At 72.6% G+C, this 19,308-nt stretch carries 18 protein-coding genes; 12 read left to right on the top strand and 6 right to left on the bottom strand.

All coding sequences use genetic code 11. The features are described 5' to 3' along the window. Positions 1-238: 238 nt before the first annotated feature. Both JOD49_RS03365 and nrdR read left to right on the top strand, forming a co-directional pair. Entirely contained in the window at positions 239-616 is a 378-nt protein-coding gene (locus JOD49_RS03365; protein ID WP_205305961.1) for a LysM peptidoglycan-binding domain-containing protein, read from the top strand. Between the two features lie 459 nt (positions 617-1,075). Next, positions 1,076-1,612 (top strand): transcriptional regulator NrdR, encoded by a 537-nt coding sequence (nrdR, locus tag JOD49_RS03360; RefSeq protein WP_205305960.1) that lies wholly within the window; start codon positions 1,076-1,078, stop codon positions 1,610-1,612. 54 nt (positions 1,613-1,666) lie between these two features. Here the strand turns inward: nrdR and JOD49_RS03355 are convergent, their stop codons facing one another. Continuing rightward, entirely contained in the window at positions 1,667-2,743 is a 1,077-nt protein-coding gene (locus tag JOD49_RS03355) for an aldo/keto reductase (RefSeq protein ID WP_205305959.1), read from the bottom strand. A 112-nt stretch (positions 2,744-2,855) separates the two neighbouring features. Here JOD49_RS03355 and JOD49_RS03350 point away from each other — a divergent pair, with 112 nt between their 5' ends. Continuing rightward, positions 2,856-3,047, top strand: a complete 192-nt coding sequence (locus tag JOD49_RS03350) for a DUF5302 domain-containing protein (RefSeq protein WP_205305958.1) — start codon at positions 2,856-2,858, stop codon at positions 3,045-3,047. 93 nt (positions 3,048-3,140) lie between these two features. Here the strand turns inward: JOD49_RS03350 and serA are convergent, their stop codons facing one another. Next, on the bottom strand, positions 3,141-4,340 hold the full coding sequence (gene serA / locus JOD49_RS03345; RefSeq protein WP_205305957.1) for a phosphoglycerate dehydrogenase: 1,200 nt from the start codon (positions 4,338-4,340) through the stop codon (positions 3,141-3,143). Positions 4,341-4,412: 72 nt separating this feature from the next. Next, positions 4,413-6,647: a HelD family protein gene (locus JOD49_RS03340; protein WP_205308780.1), complete on the bottom strand. Its 2,235-nt coding sequence runs from the start codon at positions 6,645-6,647 to the stop codon at positions 4,413-4,415. Between the two features lie 368 nt (positions 6,648-7,015). On the opposite strand from JOD49_RS03340, the gene JOD49_RS19955 reads away from it, so the two are divergent. The 6 genes from JOD49_RS19955 (at position 7,016) to JOD49_RS03315 (ending at position 12,207) form a co-directional block, all read left to right on the top strand. Continuing rightward, the gene (locus JOD49_RS19955; protein ID WP_307822354.1) at positions 7,016-7,525 is read left to right on the top strand and encodes a response regulator; all 510 of its coding nucleotides are present in this window, start codon (positions 7,016-7,018) and stop codon (positions 7,523-7,525) included. Further along, positions 7,468-8,313, top strand: a complete 846-nt coding sequence (locus tag JOD49_RS19950; protein ID WP_307822353.1) for a PP2C family protein-serine/threonine phosphatase — start codon at positions 7,468-7,470, stop codon at positions 8,311-8,313. Before JOD49_RS19955 ends, JOD49_RS19950 begins: the two co-directional genes overlap by 58 nt. After that, entirely contained in the window at positions 8,310-10,037 is a 1,728-nt protein-coding gene (locus JOD49_RS03330; RefSeq protein ID WP_307822352.1) for a sensor histidine kinase, read from the top strand. Before JOD49_RS19950 ends, JOD49_RS03330 begins: the two co-directional genes overlap by 4 nt. 109 nt (positions 10,038-10,146) lie before the next feature. After that, positions 10,147-10,587, top strand: a complete 441-nt coding sequence (locus JOD49_RS03325; RefSeq protein ID WP_030150524.1) for a response regulator — start codon at positions 10,147-10,149, stop codon at positions 10,585-10,587. A gap of 155 nt (positions 10,588-10,742) precedes the next feature. Continuing rightward, entirely contained in the window at positions 10,743-11,690 is a 948-nt protein-coding gene (locus JOD49_RS03320; protein ID WP_205305956.1) for a proteasome assembly chaperone family protein, read from the top strand. A gap of 313 nt (positions 11,691-12,003) precedes the next feature. After that, positions 12,004-12,207 carry a cold-shock protein gene (locus JOD49_RS03315; RefSeq protein WP_205305955.1) on the top strand — a complete coding sequence of 68 codons (204 nt, stop codon included), beginning with the start codon at positions 12,004-12,006 and terminating at the stop codon, positions 12,205-12,207. A 77-nt stretch (positions 12,208-12,284) separates the two neighbouring features. On the opposite strand, the gene JOD49_RS03310 is transcribed toward JOD49_RS03315, so the two are convergent. Next, positions 12,285-13,394: a spermidine synthase gene (locus JOD49_RS03310; protein ID WP_205305954.1), complete on the bottom strand. Its 1,110-nt coding sequence runs from the start codon at positions 13,392-13,394 to the stop codon at positions 12,285-12,287. A 124-nt stretch (positions 13,395-13,518) separates the two neighbouring features. On the opposite strand from JOD49_RS03310, the gene JOD49_RS03305 reads away from it, so the two are divergent. The 3 genes from JOD49_RS03305 to JOD49_RS03295 are packed head-to-tail and all read left to right on the top strand — an operon-like array spanning position 13,519 to position 15,693. Continuing rightward, positions 13,519-13,968 carry an SAV_6107 family HEPN domain-containing protein gene (locus JOD49_RS03305; protein WP_205305953.1) on the top strand — a complete coding sequence of 150 codons (450 nt, stop codon included), beginning with the start codon at positions 13,519-13,521 and terminating at the stop codon, positions 13,966-13,968. Positions 13,969-13,990: 22 nt separating this feature from the next. Further along, positions 13,991-15,250 (top strand): DNA polymerase IV, encoded by a 1,260-nt coding sequence (dinB, locus tag JOD49_RS03300; protein WP_205305952.1) that lies wholly within the window; start codon positions 13,991-13,993, stop codon positions 15,248-15,250. A 38-nt stretch (positions 15,251-15,288) separates the two neighbouring features. Next, the gene (locus JOD49_RS03295; RefSeq protein ID WP_205308778.1) at positions 15,289-15,693 is read left to right on the top strand and encodes an SCO2097 family morphological protein; all 405 of its coding nucleotides are present in this window, start codon (positions 15,289-15,291) and stop codon (positions 15,691-15,693) included. Here JOD49_RS03295 and JOD49_RS03290 read toward each other — a convergent pair. Together JOD49_RS03290 and JOD49_RS03285 are read right to left on the bottom strand one after the other, a co-directional pair. Then, complete coding sequence (locus tag JOD49_RS03290; protein ID WP_205305951.1) at positions 15,641-17,983, bottom strand: transglutaminase TgpA family protein; 2,343 nt, start codon at positions 17,981-17,983, stop codon at positions 15,641-15,643. The genes JOD49_RS03295 and JOD49_RS03290 overlap by 53 nt on opposite strands. Beyond that, complete coding sequence (locus JOD49_RS03285) at positions 17,980-19,308, bottom strand: DUF58 domain-containing protein (protein WP_205305950.1); 1,329 nt, start codon at positions 19,306-19,308, stop codon at positions 17,980-17,982. The genes JOD49_RS03290 and JOD49_RS03285 overlap by 4 nt, the downstream gene beginning before the upstream one ends.

Genomic DNA, 19,308 nt, shown 5'->3' with positions numbered 1-19,308 from the left:
CGTGGCCGGCTCTACCTCGTCGGCTCGTGGACGGCTTCACCCGGTCCTCGAGCGTCCGACATATCGGACGACCAGTACTCGAACAGCGTAGGTCACACGGCGACACGAATCAAACACATGTTCGAGCATGTCTCGACATCGCTGCCAGGTGGTGATAGAAATCGTACAGGTGTTCGACGAACAGGTGTTCGAACCGACCGGGGAAGGCGGTTCGAGCACCACGGGCGAAGGAGTGGGCATGAGTGCAGTCACTGCGATGGGCGCTGGCGACGGTGTGCGGTTCGAGCGGCGCACCGGTGCGCACGGCGAGGCGCCGCTGAGGCTCACGACGCGGGGCCGCGTCGTCCTCTCGCTGCTCGTCGCGGCGTTCCTCGCCCTCGGGGCGCTGTGGGGCGCTCGGGCGGTCGCCTCGGGCCCGGGCGAGCCGGTCGAGGTGCGTGTCCATGTCGTCGAGGCGGGCGAGACCCTCTGGCAGCACGCGTCGGCCCTGGCCTCGGGCGGTCGGGACGTCCGTGACGTGGTGGCGGACCTCGCCGAGCTGAACAACCTCTCCTCGACCGCGCTGCAGGCCGGCCAGCAGCTCCTGCTCCCGGTCGACCCGGACTTCGGGCGCTGACCGCGGGCGCGGGCCGGCGGCGGGTGGGTGTCGCGTGGTCCTGGTCGGGGCTCGCTCCGACGCGGCTCTCGCCCCCCAGGCAGGACTCCCGCTCACCGGGCTTGCGCGATCGCATTAGGTTCCCCTAAGTTAGTACTGCCTCACCAACCCGGCTGGGGGGTCGGTCGGTGAGGGGGAGGCGCGCCACGCGCGCCTCCGCAGTTGCGTCGACGTTCGCGAGGCGAGTCGCGGGCGTGAGATGGGGACGGGGGCGTCCCGACGGAGGTGGCCGATCATCGGCCACCTCCGTTCTCATGTGCACTGGTCTCTCCTGTGTGCTGATCGCGTGCAGAGGCGTGTCGTGACCTGCTCCTGTGGCGGGGCGCCTTGCGTCCCGTCGACGTCGAGACATAGGTTCGGGACGCACCGTCCGCGGCGATCGCCCCGGAGCACCCGCGCAGACCCCAGGAGTACCGCCTCATGCACTGTCCGTTCTGCCGGCACGCGGACTCCCGGGTCGTCGACTCGAGGACCTCCGACGACGGGGCCTCCATCCGCCGTCGTCGACAGTGCCCGGCGTGCAACCGCCGCTTCACCACCATCGAGACCGCGAGCCTGTCGGTCGTCAAGCGCTCGGGCGTGACCGAGCCGTTCAGCCGGGAGAAGATCGTGACCGGGGTGCGCAAGGCGTGCCAGGGACGTCCCGTCAACGAGGACGACCTCGCCGTGCTCGCGCAGAAGGTCGAGGAGTCGCTCCGGGCCGGTGGCAGCGCAGAGCTGGACGCGTACGAGATCGGGTTGGCGATCCTCGGGCCCCTGCGCGAGCTCGACGAGGTCGCCTACCTGCGCTTCGCGAGCGTCTACCAGGCGTTCGACTCGCTCGAGGACTTCGAGTCGGCGATCAACTCGCTCCGTGCCGAGCGCGAGGAGCGCGAGGCCGCGTTCGGCGAGGGCGCGGCCGCTGCTGGCACGGCGGACACCGACCCCACCACCGAGGTGGTGCCGGACCGCGCCTGAGCCGAGGGAACCGGGCGGACGCAGAGCCCCCGGTACCGGGGGCGGCCGACGGGGCTAGAGATCGCTCGAACGGGCCGCCCAGATGTTGATGCCCGCGTCCAGCGGACGACGGGTCCCGTCGGGCGCGACCTCGGTCGTCACGGCGTCGATCGCCGCGAGCTCGTCGGTCGTGAACGGCGGTGCCTCGAGGGCCGTGAGACTCTCGTCGACCTGGGCCGTGGTCCGCGCGCCCGTGAGCACGGACGTCACACGCCGGTCGCGCAGCGTCCACGCGATCGCCGTGCGCGCGAGGGGCTCGCCGCGACCCGTCGCCACGTCACGCAGCGCCCTGATCCTGGCCAGGTTCGCGGGGGCGAGGTGCTCGGGCCGCAGCGAGACCGCTCGTGCCGCACGGGAGTCGGACGGCACGCCGTCGAGGTACTTGTCGGAGAGCATCCCTTGGGCCAGGGGCGAGAACACGATGAGGCCGGTCCCCGAGTCGCCGGCGACGTCGAGCAGGCTGCGCCCGTCGGTCCCCGGGGCCTCGATCCACCGGTTCAGCATCGAGTACGACGGCTGGTGCAGGACCAGGGGCAGGCCGAGGTCGGCGGCGATCGCGAGCGCCTCGGTCGTCCGCCCGGCCGAGTAGGACGAGATCGCGGCGTAGGTGGCGCGGCCCGAGGAGACGGCCGTGGCGAGCGCACCGATCGTCTCCTCGAGCGGGGTCGTCGGGTCGAACCGGTGGGAGTAGAAGACGTCGACGTGGTCGGTGCCGAGGCGGCGCAACGACGCGTCGAGGGACGAGAGCAGGTACTTGCGCGAGCCGCCCTCGCCGTAGGGCCCCGGGCCCATGCGGTAGCCCGCCTTGGTCGAGATCAGGAGCTCGTCGCGGCGGCCTCGGAGGTCACCGGCCAGGAGACGGCCGAAGGCGGCCTCGGCCGACCCGGGTGGCGGACCGTAGTTGTTCGCGAGGTCGAAGTGCACGATCCCACGGTCGAACGCGTGCAGGACGAGCTCGCGCTGAGCCGCGAACGGCGTCGACTCCCCGAAGTTCTGCCAGAGGCCGAGCGAGAGGCGGGGCAGCGAGAGGCCGGCGCGCCCGACGCGGGCGAAGGGCATCCCGGTGCCCGCCTCCGGTGTTTTGTGCGACATGTCTCGACCGTACCGGGTCGTATTCACTGGCGTTACCTCGCCGGGTGCGACAGGCTGGGGCACGGGAGCGCCCGACGGCGCACCTGATCCACCGAGAGAAGGAGGCTCGCCGATGACGACGTCGAAGGACGAGACACCCGCGACCACGCCGGCCGAGGACGCCAAGGCGAAGTTCCGCGAGGCGCTTGACCGCAAGAACGCCGCCAGCCACCGCACCGCGGACGGCGGCTCGAACACGGGCTCCGTCCACGGGTCGGAGACCGTCGGACCTGTGCAGCGGACGTTCCGCCGCAAGTCCGGCTGATCGTCGGCAGGGCCACGGCCCCGCACCGCAGAGCACGAGGAAGGGGACCGGCCCGACGGGCTGGTCCCCTTCCTCGTGCTCCGACGGGAGCCGTCAGGACAGGACGCGCAGCTTGACGGTCGCGTCCATCGCCAGGAGCTCCTCGATGGCTGCGGGCAGGAGCTCGGCACCGACGTCGGTCACCACGTAGCCGAGCTCGCCACGCGTCGCGAGCATCTGGCCCTCGATGTTCGTGCCGTGCTCGGCGAGGACCGCGTTCACGGCCGCGAGCACGCCCGGGGTGTTGCGGTGCAGGTGGGCGATCCGGCTCACGCCCGTGCTCTGCTCGAGCGCGAGGTTCGGCATGTTGACGCTCAGGGTCGTCGAACCGGTGGCGAGGTAGTCCCGGAGCTTGCCCGCGACGAACTGGCCGATCGACTCCTGGGCCTCCTCGGTGGAGCCGCCGATGTGCGGGGTGAGGATGACGTTCGGCAGGCCGCGCAGCTCCGAGTCGAAGTGGTCACCGCGCTTCTTGGGCTCCTCGGGGAACACGTCGATGGCCGCACCCGACAGGTGCCCGGAGAGGATCGCCTCGCGCAGGGCGCCGGTGTCCACGACGAAGCCGCGCGACAGGTTGAGCAGGATCGCCCCCTGGCGCATGCGCGAGATCTGCTTCTCGCCGAACAGGCCGGCGTTGCCGCCGCGACCGTCCACGTGGAGCGTGACGACGTCCGCCGTCTCGAGGAGCTCGTCGAGGCTGTCCATGCGTCGCGCGTTGCCCAGGGCGAGCTTCTCGGCGGTGTCGTAGAAGACGACCGACATGCCCAGGGCCTCGGCGACGACCGAGAGCTGCGTGCCGATGTTGCCGTAGCCGATGATGCCGAGCGTGCGACCGCGGACCTCGTGGGCACCCTCGGCGGACTTGTCCCAGACACCCTCGTGCAGTGCACGGTCGCGCTCGGTCAGGCGGCGCGTCAGCGCGATGATCTCGGCGAGCGCGATCTCGACGACCGAGCGCGTGTTGGAGAACGGGGCGTTGAAGGTCGCGACACCGTGGGACGCCGCGGCCTTGAGGTCGATCTGGTTGGTCCCGATGCAGAACGCGCCGATCGCGATCAGGTCCGGGGCGGACTCGAGCACGCGGGCGGTCACGTTGGTCTTGGAGCGGATGCCGAGGATGTTCACACCCTCGAGCGCCTCGATCAGCTCGGACTCGTCCATGGCCCCGGTGCGCACGGTCACGTCGATACCGGCGGACTCGAGGATCGAGGTGGCGAGGGGGTGCAGGTTTTCAAGGAGGAGGGCACGTAGCACGTGTCTATGGTGCGCCGAGTTGCTGCGAGCACCAAACGAGTCTTGTCCCTCGGACGACGCGATCTCCTCCGGTCAGTCGGTGAAGCCTCGGGGGAGGGGGCGGGCGTGCACGACGACGAGCCGTTGCGTCGGGCGGGTCATGGCGACGTAGAGCTCGGAGGCTCCCGACGTGCCGGCAAGGATCTCCGCGGGCTCCAGGAGGACGACCGCGTCGAACTCGAGGCCCTTGGCCTGCGTCGGGCTCAGGACCGTGAGCGCGGCACCCAGGGCACCCTCGACCTCTGCCGCGGGCCCCGTCAGCAACGGGGCGACGGCGTGGTCGCGGGTCAGGCGGTCGCGCACGCCCACGACGTGGTCGGCAGGTGCGACGACCGCCACCCGGCCCGCGCCGTCGGGTCCCACGAACTCCGCGAGGGCCGACCGGACGCGGACCGACACCTCGTCCAGAAGGTCCTCGCCCGTCGCGACCGGTGCCAGGACGAGTGCTCCCGGGATGTCGCGCGCCGAGGTGAGCGACGACGTCGGGAGCCGATGGGCCGCAGCGAACCGCTGGGCGGTGTCCGCGATCTGCGTGGGCGTGCGGTAGTTGACCGTGAGGGTCGCGAGGCGCCACGAGCCGCGCAGCAGCGGATCGAGCATGCTCGCCCACGACCGGGCTCCCGCGAGCGAGGACGTCTGGGCGACGTCGCCGACGATAGTCATGGACCGCGTGGGGCAGCGTCGCACCAGGGCCCGCCATGCCATCGCGGACAGCTCCTGCGCCTCGTCGACCACGACGTGCGCGTAGGTCCACGTACGATCCTGGGCCGCGCGCTCGGCCGTGGTCAGCCGGGACCCGCCGCCGGCGAACCGGTCGGCGAGGATCTCCGCGCCGACGATCCCGCCGCCGGCACCGGACGACTCGAGGACCTGGCGTGCGTAGTCGAGGCTGGCCGCCCGCTCGGCAACCTCGGCCTTGGCCTGGGCGCGGGCGGCCTGGTCGTCCTCGCCCAGGAGCTCGGCGGCCTCGTCGAGGAGGGGAACGTCCGCGGGGGTCCACGGGGCGCCCTTGGGGCGCACCAGCGCCGCACGGTCCGCACGCGACATGTCGGGCGCGGCCTCGGCGAGGCGGTGCGGCTTGACGAACAGGTCCTCGATGAGGCGCTCGGGGGTCAGGGGCATCCACGCCAGGTTGAGCGCGATCCTGATCTCGCGCTGTCGCCGCAGGTCGTCGACCACCTCGGCCCGCTCCTCGGGCGCGACCGGCCCGCCGAGCTCGGCCAGGTACTGGTCCGCGAGCCGACCCAGCATCTCGCGCACGAACGGGACGCGCGCGAGGTTGTGCGGCTTGTGCGTGCGGTGCGCCTTGGCGATCGCGTCGCGCACGTCGGAGCGGCGGATCACGAGGTCGTGCCCGTCGATGCGCAGGTGCTGGTCCGCGGCAGGCACGCGCTGGCGCGCGCGGACCGCGCGCTGCACGACCTTGGCCCACGACGCGCGCCCCTTGATCCGGGCGACCTCGGGGGCCTCCTCGCCGTCGGCGACGAGGCCCGGGAGGAGCTCGGAGATGGTCGTGCTCACGACACCGGTCTCACCGAGCGAGGGCAGGACCTGGTCGATGTAGTGCAGGAAGGACAGGCTCGGTCCGACGAGCAGCACGCCCGAGCGTTCGAGCAGTCGCCGGTGCGCGTACAGCAGGTAGGCGGCGCGGTGCAGCGCCACGGCCGTCTTGCCCGTCCCGGGCCCACCCTGGACCACGAGCGCCCCGGCGAGCTCGGAGCGGATGATCGCGTCCTGCTCGGCCTGGATCGTGGCGACGATGTCGCCCATGCGGCTCGTGCGCCCGGCGGCCATCGCCGCGAGCAGCGCACCCTCTCCCGAGAGGTTCGAGTCGGCCGCGGCGCCCGAGGAGAGGTCGAGGACCTCGTCCTCGACGCCCGTGACCGCGCGGCCCCTGGTCACGAGGTGGCGACGGCGACGGACCCCGTCGGGGTGTGCCGCGGTCGCGCGGTAGAACGACTGCGCGGCGGGTGCGCGCCAGTCGGTGAGGATCGACGTGTGCTCCTCGTCGGACAGACCGATGCGCCCGACGTACCGGGTCGCGCCGTCGTCCAGGTCGAGCCGACCGAACGCGAGCCGGTCCTCGACCGCCTCGAGCTGGGCGAGCCGGTCCTCGTAGAGGGTCGCGAAGGCGTCGCGCTCGCTGCGGTTCTGCGGAGACCCCGAGGGTCCCGACCTGCGCACGCCCGCGAGCCGCGAACGGGTCGAGGCGCGCAGCTCGTCGAGACGGGCGTAGAGCGAGTCGACGACGACCTGTTCCCTGCCGATCTCGTGCCGGCGGTCCGTCGTCGGGGCGTCCCGCTCCGGCCGGACCTGCTCACCGGTGGTCGGTGCCCCGCTCGTCCGGTCGCTCGTCTCGCGCACGCTGTTCCGTCCTGTCGTCTGGTCCTTCGCGGTCCGCTCGCACACCCCCGCGACGCAGCCGTCCATTATTGCTGATCCCGCACGGACCGAGCGCCATCGGCCTCGTGGGTGGACACGCTCCCTCCGCGTCGCCCGGACCGGGGCGGCGCGGACGGCGCTCCCCAGCACGAGGCGCCCGCGTCCTCTACGATCGGGAACCATGGCGACTGTCGGAGGCGCGCGTCGTGGTGACTGATCCCTTGTCGCCCCGGCCGGAAGATGGGGCTCCGGGGGTGCTGTCCCCGGAGGACCTCCTGCGTGTCCTGCTCGTCGAGGACGACGACGGGGACGCGATCCTCGTCGAGGAGCTCCTCGACGACGCGCGGGTCAAGGTCGAGCTGCACCGGGCGAGGAGCCTCGACGTGGCCCTCGAGATGCTGCGGCTGCACGACGTGCACTGCGTCCTGCTCGACCTCGGTCTCCCGGACGCGGTGGGACTGTCCGCCGTCGAGCGGCTCCAGTCCCGCCCGGACCCGCCCGCGCTCGTCGTGCTCACCGGACACACCGGGATCGACCTCGGGGTCCAGGCCGTCGCGGCGGGCGCCGACGACTACCTGGTCAAGGGGGCGCCGACGACTACCTGGTCAAGGGCGAGGTCGACGGCGATCTGCTGGGGCGTTCTGTCCGCTACTCCGTCCAGCGCCGTCGCTCCAAGGAGCAGCAGCGAGCCCTCTACCGCAGCGAGGTGCGCGCCGCCGAGACCGCCCGCCTCGAGCGCGCCCTGCTGCCCAAGCCGCTCGTGACCGACGAGACGATCGCCGTGATGGTGGGCTACATCCCTGGGGGCAACGGGCTCCTGGGCGGAGACTTCTACGACGCCGTCGAGCGTCCCGACGGGAGCGTCCTGTGCCTGATCGGTGACGTCGCGGGTCACGGGCCGGACGAGGCCGCCCTCGGCGCGACCCTGCGCACCGCGTGGCGCACCCTCGTCCTGTCGGACGTCGACCCCGCCGAGATCCTCCCTCTCGTCGAACGCGTCCTGGTCCCCGAGCGTGCCCGGCCCGAGGTCTTCGTGACCCTCTGCCAGGTCGTGATCTCGCCGGACCGGGCGGCCGTGGACCTCTTCCTCGCGGGACACATGTCGCCGCTGCTCCTGCAGGACTCGTGCACCGAGCTCCCGACGACCTCGCGCGGCCGGGCGCTGGGCATCCCCGTCACGGGCGGGTGGCGTGCCGAACGCGTGGCGCTCGACGCCCCCTGGGCGCTCATGCTCTACACCGACGGTCTGATCGAGGCGACGCTCGCCGAGGACACCCGGTCCGCCGCGGGCACCGACGCACCCGTCCCCGCGGGGACGCCCGGTCGGCGAGAACGCCTCGGCGTCCGAGGACTCGTCGCGGCCGTCGACACCGAGCTCGCGCACGGCGGGGAGGGGCTCGTCGAGCGGCTCTTCCGTCGGGTGCGCGCCCTGCACGGCGGGCCTCTGGCGGACGACGCGGCGGTGCTCGTGATCGGGTGGGGCGGCCCGGACCAGGACGCCCGCGGCGAACGCACCGCGACGCTCGCGGACTCCGACGAGTGGTCGCAGTGACGGGGCTCTCCTCGGCCGCTCCGGGTGGCGTGCCCGAGCCCGCGCCCGACGACGATCCCTCGGCGGGCGGCGACCCGGTCCCCGACGAGCCCTCGGGGGGCGGCGACCCCGGGGCGGGCGACGGGGCACCTTCCACCGAACCTCCCTCGGGTCCTTCGCTGCGGCGCCGGCTCGGCGGGCTCCTGGTGCTCGCCGCCGCGATCCTCCTCGTCGTGGTCTGCGTCTCCGTCGTGGCGCTCGTGAACGTGGTGCGCTTCCAGGACGAGGTCACCAACCCGTACTTCACCGCCGTCACGCAGGCCGACAGCGCGTACGTGACCCTGGTCGACGCCGAGTCCTCGGTCCGTGGCTATCTGGCGACGGGCAGCGCCCTGAGCCTCGAGGCGTTCGAGCGTTCGCTCGCGACCGAGGAGGGCGGTGCGATCCACGACGAACCCACGTCCGAGCGCATCGTCCGGTCGCCGCAGGTGGCGACGGCGCTCGACCACGCGACGCGGGCCGTCCAGAAGTGGTCGACCGAGTTCGCGCGCCCCGCGGTCGAGAAGGTGCGCCAGGACGGTCCGGACGCCGTGACGACCGACGAACGGCTCGAGGGCGCCCGACTCTTCGAGGACGCCCGCACCGCGACGGGGGACTACATCGCGGTGCTGCGCGAGGTCCGGGAGGAGAAGGTCCGTTCGCTCGAGCTCTGGACACAGGTGCTGTTCGGGTCGGTCGTGGTGCTCGTCGTCGCCGCGATCCTCGTCGGAGGGTTCCTCTGGAGCGTGCTCAAGCGCTGGATCACGGACCCCGTGACCACGCTCGCCCACCAGGTCCGGGTCGTCAGCGACGGGAACCTCCGTCAGCCCGTGGCCGTCCAGGCGCCGGGAGAGATCGGGGCGCTCGCGGTCGACGTCGAGCACATGCGCCGAGAGCTCGTGAGCCAGGTCGCCGAGATCCGCACGTCGCACGAGGAGGTCGAGCACTCGCACGAGCTCCTCGCTGCCCAGGCGCAGGAGCTGGCCCGTTCGAACCGTGACCTCGAGCAGTTCGCCTACGTGGCCTCGCACGACCTGCAGGAGCCGTTGCGCAAGGTCGCGTCGTTCACCCAGCTCCTGCAGAAGCGCTACGGGGGCCAGCTCGACGACCGTGCCGACCAGTACATCGAGTTCGCCGTCGACGGCGCCAAGCGCATGCAGCGGCTCATCCAGGACCTGCTGGGCTTCTCGCGGGTGGGGCGGACGGGGACCGAGAGGGTGCCCGTGGACCTCGAGAAGTCCTTCGCGGTGGTGCTCTCCGACCTCGAGGAGAAGATCACGTCGACGGGCGCACGGGTGACCCATGACCCGTTGCCCACGGTGCGCGGGGAGAAGGCGCTGCTCGAACAGCTCTTCGTCAACCTCGTGGGGAACGCGATCAAGTTCCGCGACCCGGAGCGGACGCCCGAGGTGCGGGTCACGGTCCGGGCGCTGAGCACCGAGTGGGAGTTCGCGGTCTGCGACAACGGGATCGGCATCGACGCGCAGTACGCGGAACGGGTCTTCGTGATCTTCCAGCGGCTGCACCCCAAGGACGTCTACGAGGGGACCGGGATCGGGCTCGCGCTGTGCAAGCGGATCGTCGAGTACCACGGGGGCAGGATCTGGATCGAGCAGACCCCGGGGGGTGGCACGACGGTCCGGTTCACGATCGCGCACCGGTACGACCCGGTCGGGAGCGCGCCGTCCGCCCCGTCGGCAGCATGAGGCCCGGCGCGGCGCGGGAGGTCGCGCCCGGACGCCCCTCGTCGACTAGGCTCACGGCGTGGCTCCGGAGGACCGGGGCCGGACCACGAGGAACGGCACGGTGGACGAGATGAGCAACGGGCACAAGGTGATCGACGTCCTGCTGGTCGAGGACGACCCCGGTGACGTGCTGATGACGCGTGAGGCCTTCGAGGACCACAAGGTCACCAACCGCCTCTCGGTGGTCAGCGACGGCGTGAGCGCGATGGCCTTCCTGCGCAAGGAGGGCGAGTACGCCGACGCCCCGACGCCCGACCTGATCCTGCTCGACCTGAACCTGCCGCGCATGGACGGTCGCGAGGTGCTCGGTGAGCTCAAGTCCGACCCGGCCCTGCGCCAGATCCCCGTGGTCGTGCTGACGACGTCGGAGGCCGAGGAGGACGTCGTGCGGTCGTACTCCCTGCACGCCAACGCCTACGTGACCAAGCCGGTCGACTTCGACCGGTTCATCGACGTCGTGCGTCAGATCGACGACTTCTTCGTCACGGTGGTCCGCCTGCCCGCTCGCTGAGCGCGTCCCGCGACCGCGCGGCGGTCGGCTCGACCCGTCCGGCGGGAAGCATCGGGCACCGGTCGGTGTTGTCGTGAGCGAACTGCCCGAGAACCGTGCCGGCACCGCCCGGCCGACGACCTGGGCGGGCGAGGACGACGACGGAGGAGCATCTGGTGTTGGACCCACGAGAGATCTACGAGGTGGACGAGGCCGCGGTGGCGCGCGTCCTGCCCGCGGCGACGGGGACGCAGGAAGAGGCCGCGGTCCGTGCGACGGGCCCGGTCATGCTGCACTCGGTGCGCGGTTTCGTGGACGCGGGGACGGCCGGCGAGCTCGCGGTCGAGCACCTGCTCGAGGAGTTCGAGGTCACGCGGCTGGTCACGTTCGACGTGGACCAGCTCCTGGACTACCGCTCGAAGCGGGTCACCATGGTGTTCGACGCGGACCGGTGGGCGTCGTACGACGAGCCGTTCCTCGCGATCGACCACCTGCGCGACGCGGAGGGCACGGGGTTCCTGCTCCTGCACGGGATGGAGCCGGACCTGCAGTGGGAGCGCGTGGTCGCGGCGCTGCGCGAGCTCGTGAGCCGTTTCGACGTGTCGCTCGTCGTCGGGTTCCACGGCATCCCCATGGGCATCCCGCACACGCGCCCGCTGTCGGTGACGGCGCACGCGACACGGCGCGAGCTGATCGAGGACCACACGTCGTGGTTCGGCACGGTCAAGGTCCCGGGCTCGCTGGCCTCGTTGCTCGAGCTGCGCCTGGGCGAGTCGGGGCACGACGCGATGGGCTTCACGGTGCACGTACCGCACTACCTGGCGCAGTCGCCGTTCCCGCCCGCGGCCGTGGTGGCGCTCGAGAACGTCCAACGTTCGACGGGCCTGGACCTGCGGGTCGGCGCGCTCACCGCGGGGGCTCAGGAGGCCGTGGCCGAGGTCGAGCGTCAGATGGCCGAGTCGGAGGAGGTCACGGCGGTCGTGCGCGCGCTCGAGGAGCAGTACGACGCGTTCGCGCGCTCGGTGGGTCGCACGAGCCTGCTCGCGGAGTCGGCCCCCATACCGACTGCTGACGAGCTCGGGGCCGAGTTCGAACGCTTCCTTGCCCAGCAGACGGGGGAGTGACGGCCGCTCGCGGAGGTTGTGCGGAGGTTGTGCGGACGAATCACGGTATTTCCTCGGCGCTTGACGTGGCGAACTTCACCTTCACCGTGCAAAACTAAGTCTCGTTGCAGTGACGTGCTCGAGACATGCCTTCGCGTGAACCGGTATCGACACAGCAGGGTCCCGGTCCGCCGGGGTCGTGCCAGTCCAGCCGGCGGTCGCCACGACCGGACCTCGCGGAGCGTGTCGCGGGTCCGCGTGGCTGCGGCTCGATGAACGGGCGAAGGGCCCGTTCGCGGATGTCCCCGCATGGACAGAAGGTACGAGGAACAGCATGGCGCAGGGTTCTGTGAAGTGGTTCAACGCTGAGAAGGGCTACGGGTTCATCGCCCAGGACGGCGGCGGCGCCGACGTCTTCGTCCACTACTCCGCGATCGAGGCCCAGGGCTACCGGTCGCTCGAAGAGGCTCAGCGGGTCGAGTTCGAGATCACCCAGGGGCCCAAGGGCCCGCAGGCGGAGAACGTCCACCCGATCTGATCTCCCTGATCGTGTGCCGGCCCTCGCGGGTCGGCGTCGGAGGCCGCACCCCGTCCGGGGTGCGGCCTCCGTGCTGCTCAGCCCTCGGGCTGCCCGACGGCGCGGCGTCCGTCCGCCGCGGACGCGCCCGGGTGCGTGGCGCCGTCGGGAGGGAGCGGGGCCGCCGGGTCCCCGGGCGAGGCAGGAGCGGGCGGGTCCTCGAGCGGCACCGCGGTGCCGGCGAACCGGCGGGCCTCCTCGCCCGTGAGCAGCGTGGCCGGGACGGGCAGGCTGCGCAGCGTGCGAGCGAGCGTCGCGTCACGCAGGTCGAGCCCTGCGTGGGTGGAGCCCCCGCCCGGGCCGTGCGAGGTGGAGGGCGAGCTGCGGACCGCGACCAGGACCAGGTTCCCGTAGCGGCGCCCCTTGAGCTGCCCGGGTTCGGCGATCAGGCCCACGTCGTCCCAGACGCCCCGCTCGGCGCGGCCGTCCGAGGTGAGGGCCGAGACGGCGGTGGCGAGCTCGGCGCGCACGAGGGCGAGCGGCGGGCGGTCCGCGCAGTTCGCGAGATAGACGCCGCCGGGGCGCAGCACGCGCAGGACGTCGCGCACGAAGCCTGCCGTGGTGACGTGCTCGGGCGTGGTGTCGCCCGCGAAGACGTCCCGCACGACGACGTCGGCGCTCGCGTCGGGCAGGGTGGCCAGCTCGGTCCGTGCGTCCCCCGCGCGAAGGCGCAGTCGCGGGGCCCGGGGGAGCGCGAACCACTCGCGGACCCGCGCGACGAGGTCGGCGTCCAGGTCGACCGCGATCTGCCGGGAGTCCGGTCGCTCGTGCTCGACGTACCGGGCGAGCGTGCACCCCGCGGCGCCCAGGTGCACGACCCGCAGCGGCCCCGTGGGGAGCACGGCCAGGACGGCCGCCATCTGCTGCATGTACTCGAACGTGAGCAGGCCGGGGTCCGCGAGGTCCAGGTGCGAGCTCGGCACGCCGTTGACGAGGAGGGTGACCCCGGTGCTGCCGTCGGGGTCCGGCACCAACCGGGCCGTGCCCGTCGAGGTGCGGACCTCCTCGGTGGGCAGGTCACGGGCGGACTCCGCGCCCTGGTGCCGGGCACCGGCACGGCTGCGCCGCGACGGCGGGGCGGTCTCTGTGGGTGGGGAGGTGGATGCTGAGGAACGACGGGACGAACGCCCGGTGGTCTTGCGGCCCATGAGGCAACCGTAGGGGGTGTGCGGGCGCGAGGGGACTTCCCTCGTCGCTCGACCGTCCGGACGGCCGCCCCGGCGGATTGACAGATTCGAACAGGTGTTCGATAGTTGGCATGGAGGTGTTCCGATGACCACACAGCACAGGGCGCTCCCGGGCGCGAGGGGCGTCACGCCGCCCGAGGTCGCGCGCCTCCTGGCCCGTGCCGACGCAGAGCTCGTCGCCGCCGGGCTCACCGCCGACCCGGCCGAGCGGTTCGTCCACTCGCACCTCGGCGCGCTGCGCTCCGCAGCCGCCGTCGTCGCCCTCCGGGGCAGGCCGTCCTCCCGTTCGCGCGCCCGGTCGGTCTGGGACATGCTCGCGCTCGTCGAGCCCGGGCTGTCGGCCTGGTCGGTCTACTTCGCGGGCGGGGCGCGCATCCGGGCGGCCGTCGACGCGGGGCGTTTCGACGCGGTCGAGGCGCGGCAGGCCGACGAGATCATGGCCTGCGCCGAGGACTTCCGCGACGAGGTCGCGATGCTCGTCGACCCGGACGTGGGGTTCGTCCGCCATCCGTCCCTGCGGGTCGTGGCCTCGTGACCTCGTTCCTGGTCGGTGGGCGATGAGCCGCGGCCCGCGGGCCCCCCAGGCTCGTCGGGACTGGGGCGACGACGAGACGGGCTGCTCCATCCTGCACGTCGACATGGACGCCTTCTTCGCCTCGGTCGAGCTGACGCGCAGACCGGAGCTCGTCGGTCGTCCGGTGATCGTCGGCGGGGCAGAGCGCAGCGTCGTCCTGGCGGCCACCTACGAGGCGCGTGCCTTCGGGGTCCACTCGGCCATGCCCATGGCGCTCGCCCGCAGGCTCTGCCCCCAGGCCGTCGTCGTGCCACCCGACCACCGTGCGTACCAGGACGCCTCGCGAGCGGTCATGGAGATCGTCCACGAGATCACGGCGCTCGTCGAGCAGATCAGCATCGACGAGGCGTTCCTCGACGTGAGCGGTGCCAGGCGCCGGCTCGGGGCGCCCACTCGTATCGGCCGGGAGCTGCGGGAACGGGTACGGCGAGAGGTCGGCATCACGTGCTCGGTGGGGATCGCCACGACCAAGTTCGTCGCCAAGCTCGCGTCGACGCACGCCAAGCCGGACGGCCTGCTCCTGGTCCCGGCCGGCTCGACCGTCCGCTTCTTGCGCACGCTGCCCGTGGGTGCGCTGTGGGGGGTCGGGGAGCGCACCGAGAAGACGCTCGCCGGGTGGGGCATCACGACCGTCGCGGAGCTCGCCGACACCGACGTCGCGACGCTGCAGGCCGCGGTGGGGAAGGCGGCCGGGGCTCATCTGCACGACCTCGCCTGGGGCAGGGACCCCCGCCCCGTCGATCCCGGGCGTGCCGAGCAGAGCATCGGCGCCGAGACGACCTTCGCGCAGGACCTCTACGACTTCGCGGTCATCGGGTCAGCCCTGCTGGGGCTCGCGGACCGGTGCGCGACGCGTCTGCGCAGCCAGGGGTTCGTCGCGCGGACGGTCTCGGTGAAGGTCAGGACCGCGGACTTCCGGACCCTGACCCGTTCGCGGACGCTCTCCTCGCCGACCGACGTGGCCCAGGAGATCCATGCCGTGGCACTCGAGCTCGCCCGAGGCGTGGACCGGCGCGGTCTGCCCGTGCGTCTGGTGGGGGTGCGTGCGGAGAACCTGGAACGCCGAGGAGCCTCGGTCGAGCAGCCGACGCTCGAGGAGTCGGTGCAGGAAGGGTCCGGTGCCCAGCGTGAGGCCGAGCGGGCGCTCGACCTGATCCGGGACCGTTTTGGGGTGAATTCGATCGGCCCGGCGTCCACCCGTCGGCGCTCGACTACCACCCGGGCGGATGTAGAACTATCCTGAGGGAGACACATATCAACCGCTGAGAACCGGGGGTGCCCATGCCTCTGTCAGAGTACGAGCAGCGCGTACTGGAACAGATGGAAAGAGCGCTGACCTCGGATGATCCGCGGTTGGCGACGACGCTTCAGTCGAGCCCCCGCAAGTCGGGTCTGCGCTACGTTGCCGCAGGCATCGGCGTGGTCGGGGGGCTGTTGCTCCTGGTCTTCGGCGCGGCGTCCGCCTCGCCCGTGCTGGGAGTCGTCGGCTTCGTCGTGATGTTCGCCGGCGTGGCGTTCGCCTTCTCCGCGCCCCGCAAGTCGACGACCGGACCGGTCGGGGTCGTGGACGAGCACGGCAAGGTCACGCCCCCCAAGGCCTCGGCGAAGCGAGGCTCGTCCGGTCAGGGATTCCTCAACCGACTGGAAGAGCGTTGGGACCGTCGACGTGAGCAGGGCGGTCGCTGAGCCCGTCGCGGACTCCGGCAACCACCTTGTCGCGCATCGCGGCCAGGTCGCTCGGCGGCGGAGGGGACCAGGTGCGTGCATAGCGCTCCGACTCCACCTCCGCGGCCAGGGCCACGAGGGTGTCGATCGTCGCGTCCGGTAGGTGGCGACCGGTCTTCTGTGCGAACTGACTCGCCACGACCGACGGGACCTTGCGGAGCGTCACCGACTCCTGCCAGCTGATGCCCAGGTCCTCGAGCTGCCGGACGAGGTCGGCCCACGTGGACTCGACGTCGGGCTCGGGGGTCAGCGTTCCCCGGCGGCGCACCGCCACCCACCCCACCACGGCCAGGACGAGCACGACGACCAGGGTGATGACGCCCGCGCCCCACCCGCGACCGGTGGCTGCCTCGTCGGCAGCCCCGCCGCCGCCCGCCCCCGGCGCCGGAGCCGTGGTCTGGTCGGTCCCTGCCGTGGCGTTCGGACCGACCTGGCTCGTCGGCACGTCGTCGGGTGCGGAGGCGGCCTCGTCGTCCGACGGGCCGAGCAACGGGTCGGCCCAGGACGGGACGGGACCCGCCTGCACCGCAGGTGTCGGCTCGAACCTGACCCATCCCTGACCGGGGAAGTACAGCTCCGGCCACGCGTGCGAGTCCTTGCCCGTGACCTGGTAGACGTTGTCGCCCGTGCGCTCTCCCGGCAGGAAGCCCACGGCCAGGCGCGCCGGTATCCCGACCGAGCGGGCCATCAGCGTCATGGAGGTCGCGAACTGGACGCAGTACCCCTCGCGGTCCTGGAGGAAGTTCCACACCGTGTCGTCGGTCGCGCCGTCGGGGACCTGCGTGGAGTAGGTGAAGTTGCTCCCGTCGCGAAAGTAGGACTGCAGAGCGACCGCGGCGTCGTAGCGCGTCGTGGTACCCGCGACGATCTCCTCGGCGAGAGTGCGGATCTCGTCGCGGTGCGCGCTCTCGGGGACCTCGACCACGTTCGGGTCGTCCAGGTCGTCGCCCGAGCTGGTCCGGAGGGCGTCGGCGGTCAGCGGGCGGGCGAAGACGTCGATCGAGTAGGTCATCCCGGGCGTCGTCGCGGAGTTCCCCGTGACCTCGTCGCGGGAGTCGTCGTAGAACCACTCGCCCTCGACGTCGACCGATCTCGGCTCGGTCGGCAGGACCAGCTTCTCGTCGCGCAGTGTCCGGAGCGTGATGTCGACCGTCCTGGTCTCGCCGGAACCGATCCCCGAGTCGTCGGGCCACAGGACCTGCCCGGCGTCGACCGGCGGTCCTTGCCGCGAGTCGCCGCGGCGCCAGCTCTTGCCGTCGAAGCCCGTCAGTGTGAACATGCGCAAGGGGCCGATGCTCGTGCTGGCGCCCCCCTCGTCCGCCTCCTGCGGGAACTCGTACGTCAGGGCGACCTCCTGGGACCGTGCGCCGAGGTCGTCCTCCATGTCGAGGTCGCTGGCGAGGCGTTCGGTCGGGCCGGCGCTCGTGAAGAAGGACGACCACGGCGAGCTCAGGATCTGGGGGACCGCGCCGGCCGCGGTGCCCGCGACGAGGGCCACCACGGCGATCGCCGCGGTGGCGCCCACGACGCCGCCGACCCGCGCGGCCCGCACGGCCGGCCCGACGGAGGCAGCCGTGGCGCCGCGGCGTCGTGGGGCGAGGTGCGGGTTGTCGACCACCACGAGGAGGAGGAGCGCGACGACCGTGACGACGAAGACGGACGGTGGGATCGCGCCTTCGATGACCAACGGTGGGATCCACAGGGCGAGGAGCGGGAGCGCTGCCGCCGCGGGCAGACGCAGGCCGCCCACGACCAGGTCGGTGGCGAGGAGGACGAGGGCGACCCCGGCCACGGCGATCAGCGCGAGGGGGAACGAGGGGTCGATCGGTGCGACCTCCCCGGCGATCAGCGCGCGTCCGGCAGCGAGACGAGCCAGGAGCCGGTCGATGCTCGCACCGCTGATCGCCAGGTCGATGCCGCGTGAGGTGGGCCCGCCGAACACGGCGAGCAGCGCCCATGCCCCGACGGTCAGGCCCACCAGCGTGGGGACGATGCTCCGCAGGCCGAGGCCGTGGCGTCCGGGACGAGCAGCGGGACCGCGCTCGAGCAGGAGCCGTGCGCCCCCGGTCACGAGGGCGAGAGTCAGCACCAGGACCGACCCGGTGAGGGTCCACTGTCCTGGTCCGATGAGCACCGTGAGGGCTCGGAACGAGGCGAGCGTCGCGACGGTGACGAGAGCGGAGGTCGCGACGACCCGCACGACGAGCTCGCGCGGGACGTGCGGGGCTGGCTGGGGGGACGTGCCGGTCACCGGTGCTCCTCCATGAGTCGGTTCCATGCGTCGCTGATCGCGGTCGAGCGCGGGTCCACGGCGACGGCGTGCCACCCGATGGTGCGGAGCATGGACAGCGTGTCCCGGACCGCTGGGTCCTGGTCGTCGTGAGCGGGTGCGACGACGAACGCCCAGTGGTTGCCGTCGCCCGCCAGGGGCGCGAGGGAGGGTCCGGAGATCGGCCCGAGGGGGCCGATCACGGCGAACGTGAGCTCGCCGGGACGCCGAGAGGCCCGCAGCGCGTCGGCGGTGGCGGCGAGAGCGTGCTCCGCGTCGCGCGGGCTCGCGTGGCCCTCGAGATCGATCGTGTCGTCGAGGATCTGCGCGGCACCGTCGCTCCCGCGCCCGGTCGAGTAGGGATACGCCTCGAGCGCCGGTGCCGCGGTCGACGCGACGAGCCGGGTCGGGTGGCCCGTCCCCAGGAGCGCGACCGCGACCGAGGCCGCCGCTTCGACCGCCCACTCCCCGTCCTGTGCCGCGGGCCACGCCCTGTCGGTGTCCGGCGGAGGGAGGATCCCCCGGTCGAAGAGCACCGTGACGGGCGGCATGCCGGCGTTCTCGTCGGTGCGCACCATGAGCTGTCCTCGGCGGGCGGCCGTGGCCCAGTGCACCCGGCGGGGGTCGTCGCCCGCGACGTACTCTCGCAGGATGCTGTCGTCGCTCGACGAGGTGCGCGCCCCGTTCGCGGACCGGGCGAGGTCGCCGAACGCGCGCGAGCCACGCGTCGCCAGCTCGGTCGTGCGGGGGCGGACGGAGACCGTGCTGCGCTCCCCGAGCGGCTGCGCGGCGCGGACGAGGCCGAAGACGTCCACCCTGCTGGTGAGCACGGGGCCGAGCGGCCAGCGACCGCGGTGCTCTGGCCGCAGCCGGTAGCGGACGGCGATCCGGTCGGGATGCGAGACGACCTGCGCGCGCAGTGCGTCGTGCTCGCACAGCTGGGCGGCGGCCTGCTCGCTGATCTGCAGCCGCCCCAGGCGTCCGAGCGCCGTCGCGGTCGGGGAGACGGGGGAGACGAGGAGCCGGGTCGTGACCTGGTTGCCGCGCACCGCGGGATCGGGCTCGATGCGACGTGCGACCTGGAGCGCTCCCCGGCCCCGGTCGATCCGGCGCAGGACCATCCAGGCCCATGCGCCGCCGACGACGAGCAGCCCTGCGGCGCCGAGCCCGACGAGGTCCGGGAGGCCGACCGCGGTGCCGGTGGCGACGAGCGCGACGCTGGCCGCCAGGACAGCGGTCCCGCGGGCGGTGGGACGGACCCGCAGGAGCCGGCCCGGGCTCCGCGGTGCGGGACGGGGACCGGGCAC

Origin of the sequence: Oerskovia jenensis (assembly GCF_016907235.1) — a bacterium.
GTDB lineage: Bacteria > Actinomycetota > Actinomycetes > Actinomycetales > Cellulomonadaceae > Oerskovia > Oerskovia jenensis.
The sequence above is the reverse complement of the archived record's forward strand: the minus strand, read 5'-3'. Positions and strand labels throughout refer to the sequence as shown.

Excerpts from the sequence above, each read along its gene's own strand:
- JOD49_RS03365 (WP_205305961.1), top strand. The coding sequence starts at position 239 with ATGAGTGCAGTCACTGCGATGGGCGCTGGCGACGGTGTGCGGTTCGAG.
- nrdR (WP_205305960.1), top strand. The coding sequence starts at position 1,076 with ATGCACTGTCCGTTCTGCCGGCACGCGGACTCCCGGGTCGTCGACTCG.
- JOD49_RS03355 (WP_205305959.1), bottom strand. The coding sequence starts at position 2,743 with ATGTCGCACAAAACACCGGAGGCGGGCACCGGGATGCCCTTCGCCCGC.
- JOD49_RS03350 (WP_205305958.1), top strand. The coding sequence starts at position 2,856 with ATGACGACGTCGAAGGACGAGACACCCGCGACCACGCCGGCCGAGGAC.
- JOD49_RS03325 (WP_030150524.1), top strand. The coding sequence starts at position 10,147 with ATGAGCAACGGGCACAAGGTGATCGACGTCCTGCTGGTCGAGGACGAC.
- JOD49_RS03315 (WP_205305955.1), top strand. The coding sequence starts at position 12,004 with ATGGCGCAGGGTTCTGTGAAGTGGTTCAACGCTGAGAAGGGCTACGGG.
- JOD49_RS03310 (WP_205305954.1), bottom strand. The coding sequence starts at position 13,394 with ATGGGCCGCAAGACCACCGGGCGTTCGTCCCGTCGTTCCTCAGCATCC.
- JOD49_RS03305 (WP_205305953.1), top strand. The coding sequence starts at position 13,519 with ATGACCACACAGCACAGGGCGCTCCCGGGCGCGAGGGGCGTCACGCCG.
- dinB (WP_205305952.1), top strand. The coding sequence starts at position 13,991 with ATGAGCCGCGGCCCGCGGGCCCCCCAGGCTCGTCGGGACTGGGGCGAC.
- JOD49_RS03295 (WP_205308778.1), top strand. The coding sequence starts at position 15,289 with ATGCCTCTGTCAGAGTACGAGCAGCGCGTACTGGAACAGATGGAAAGA.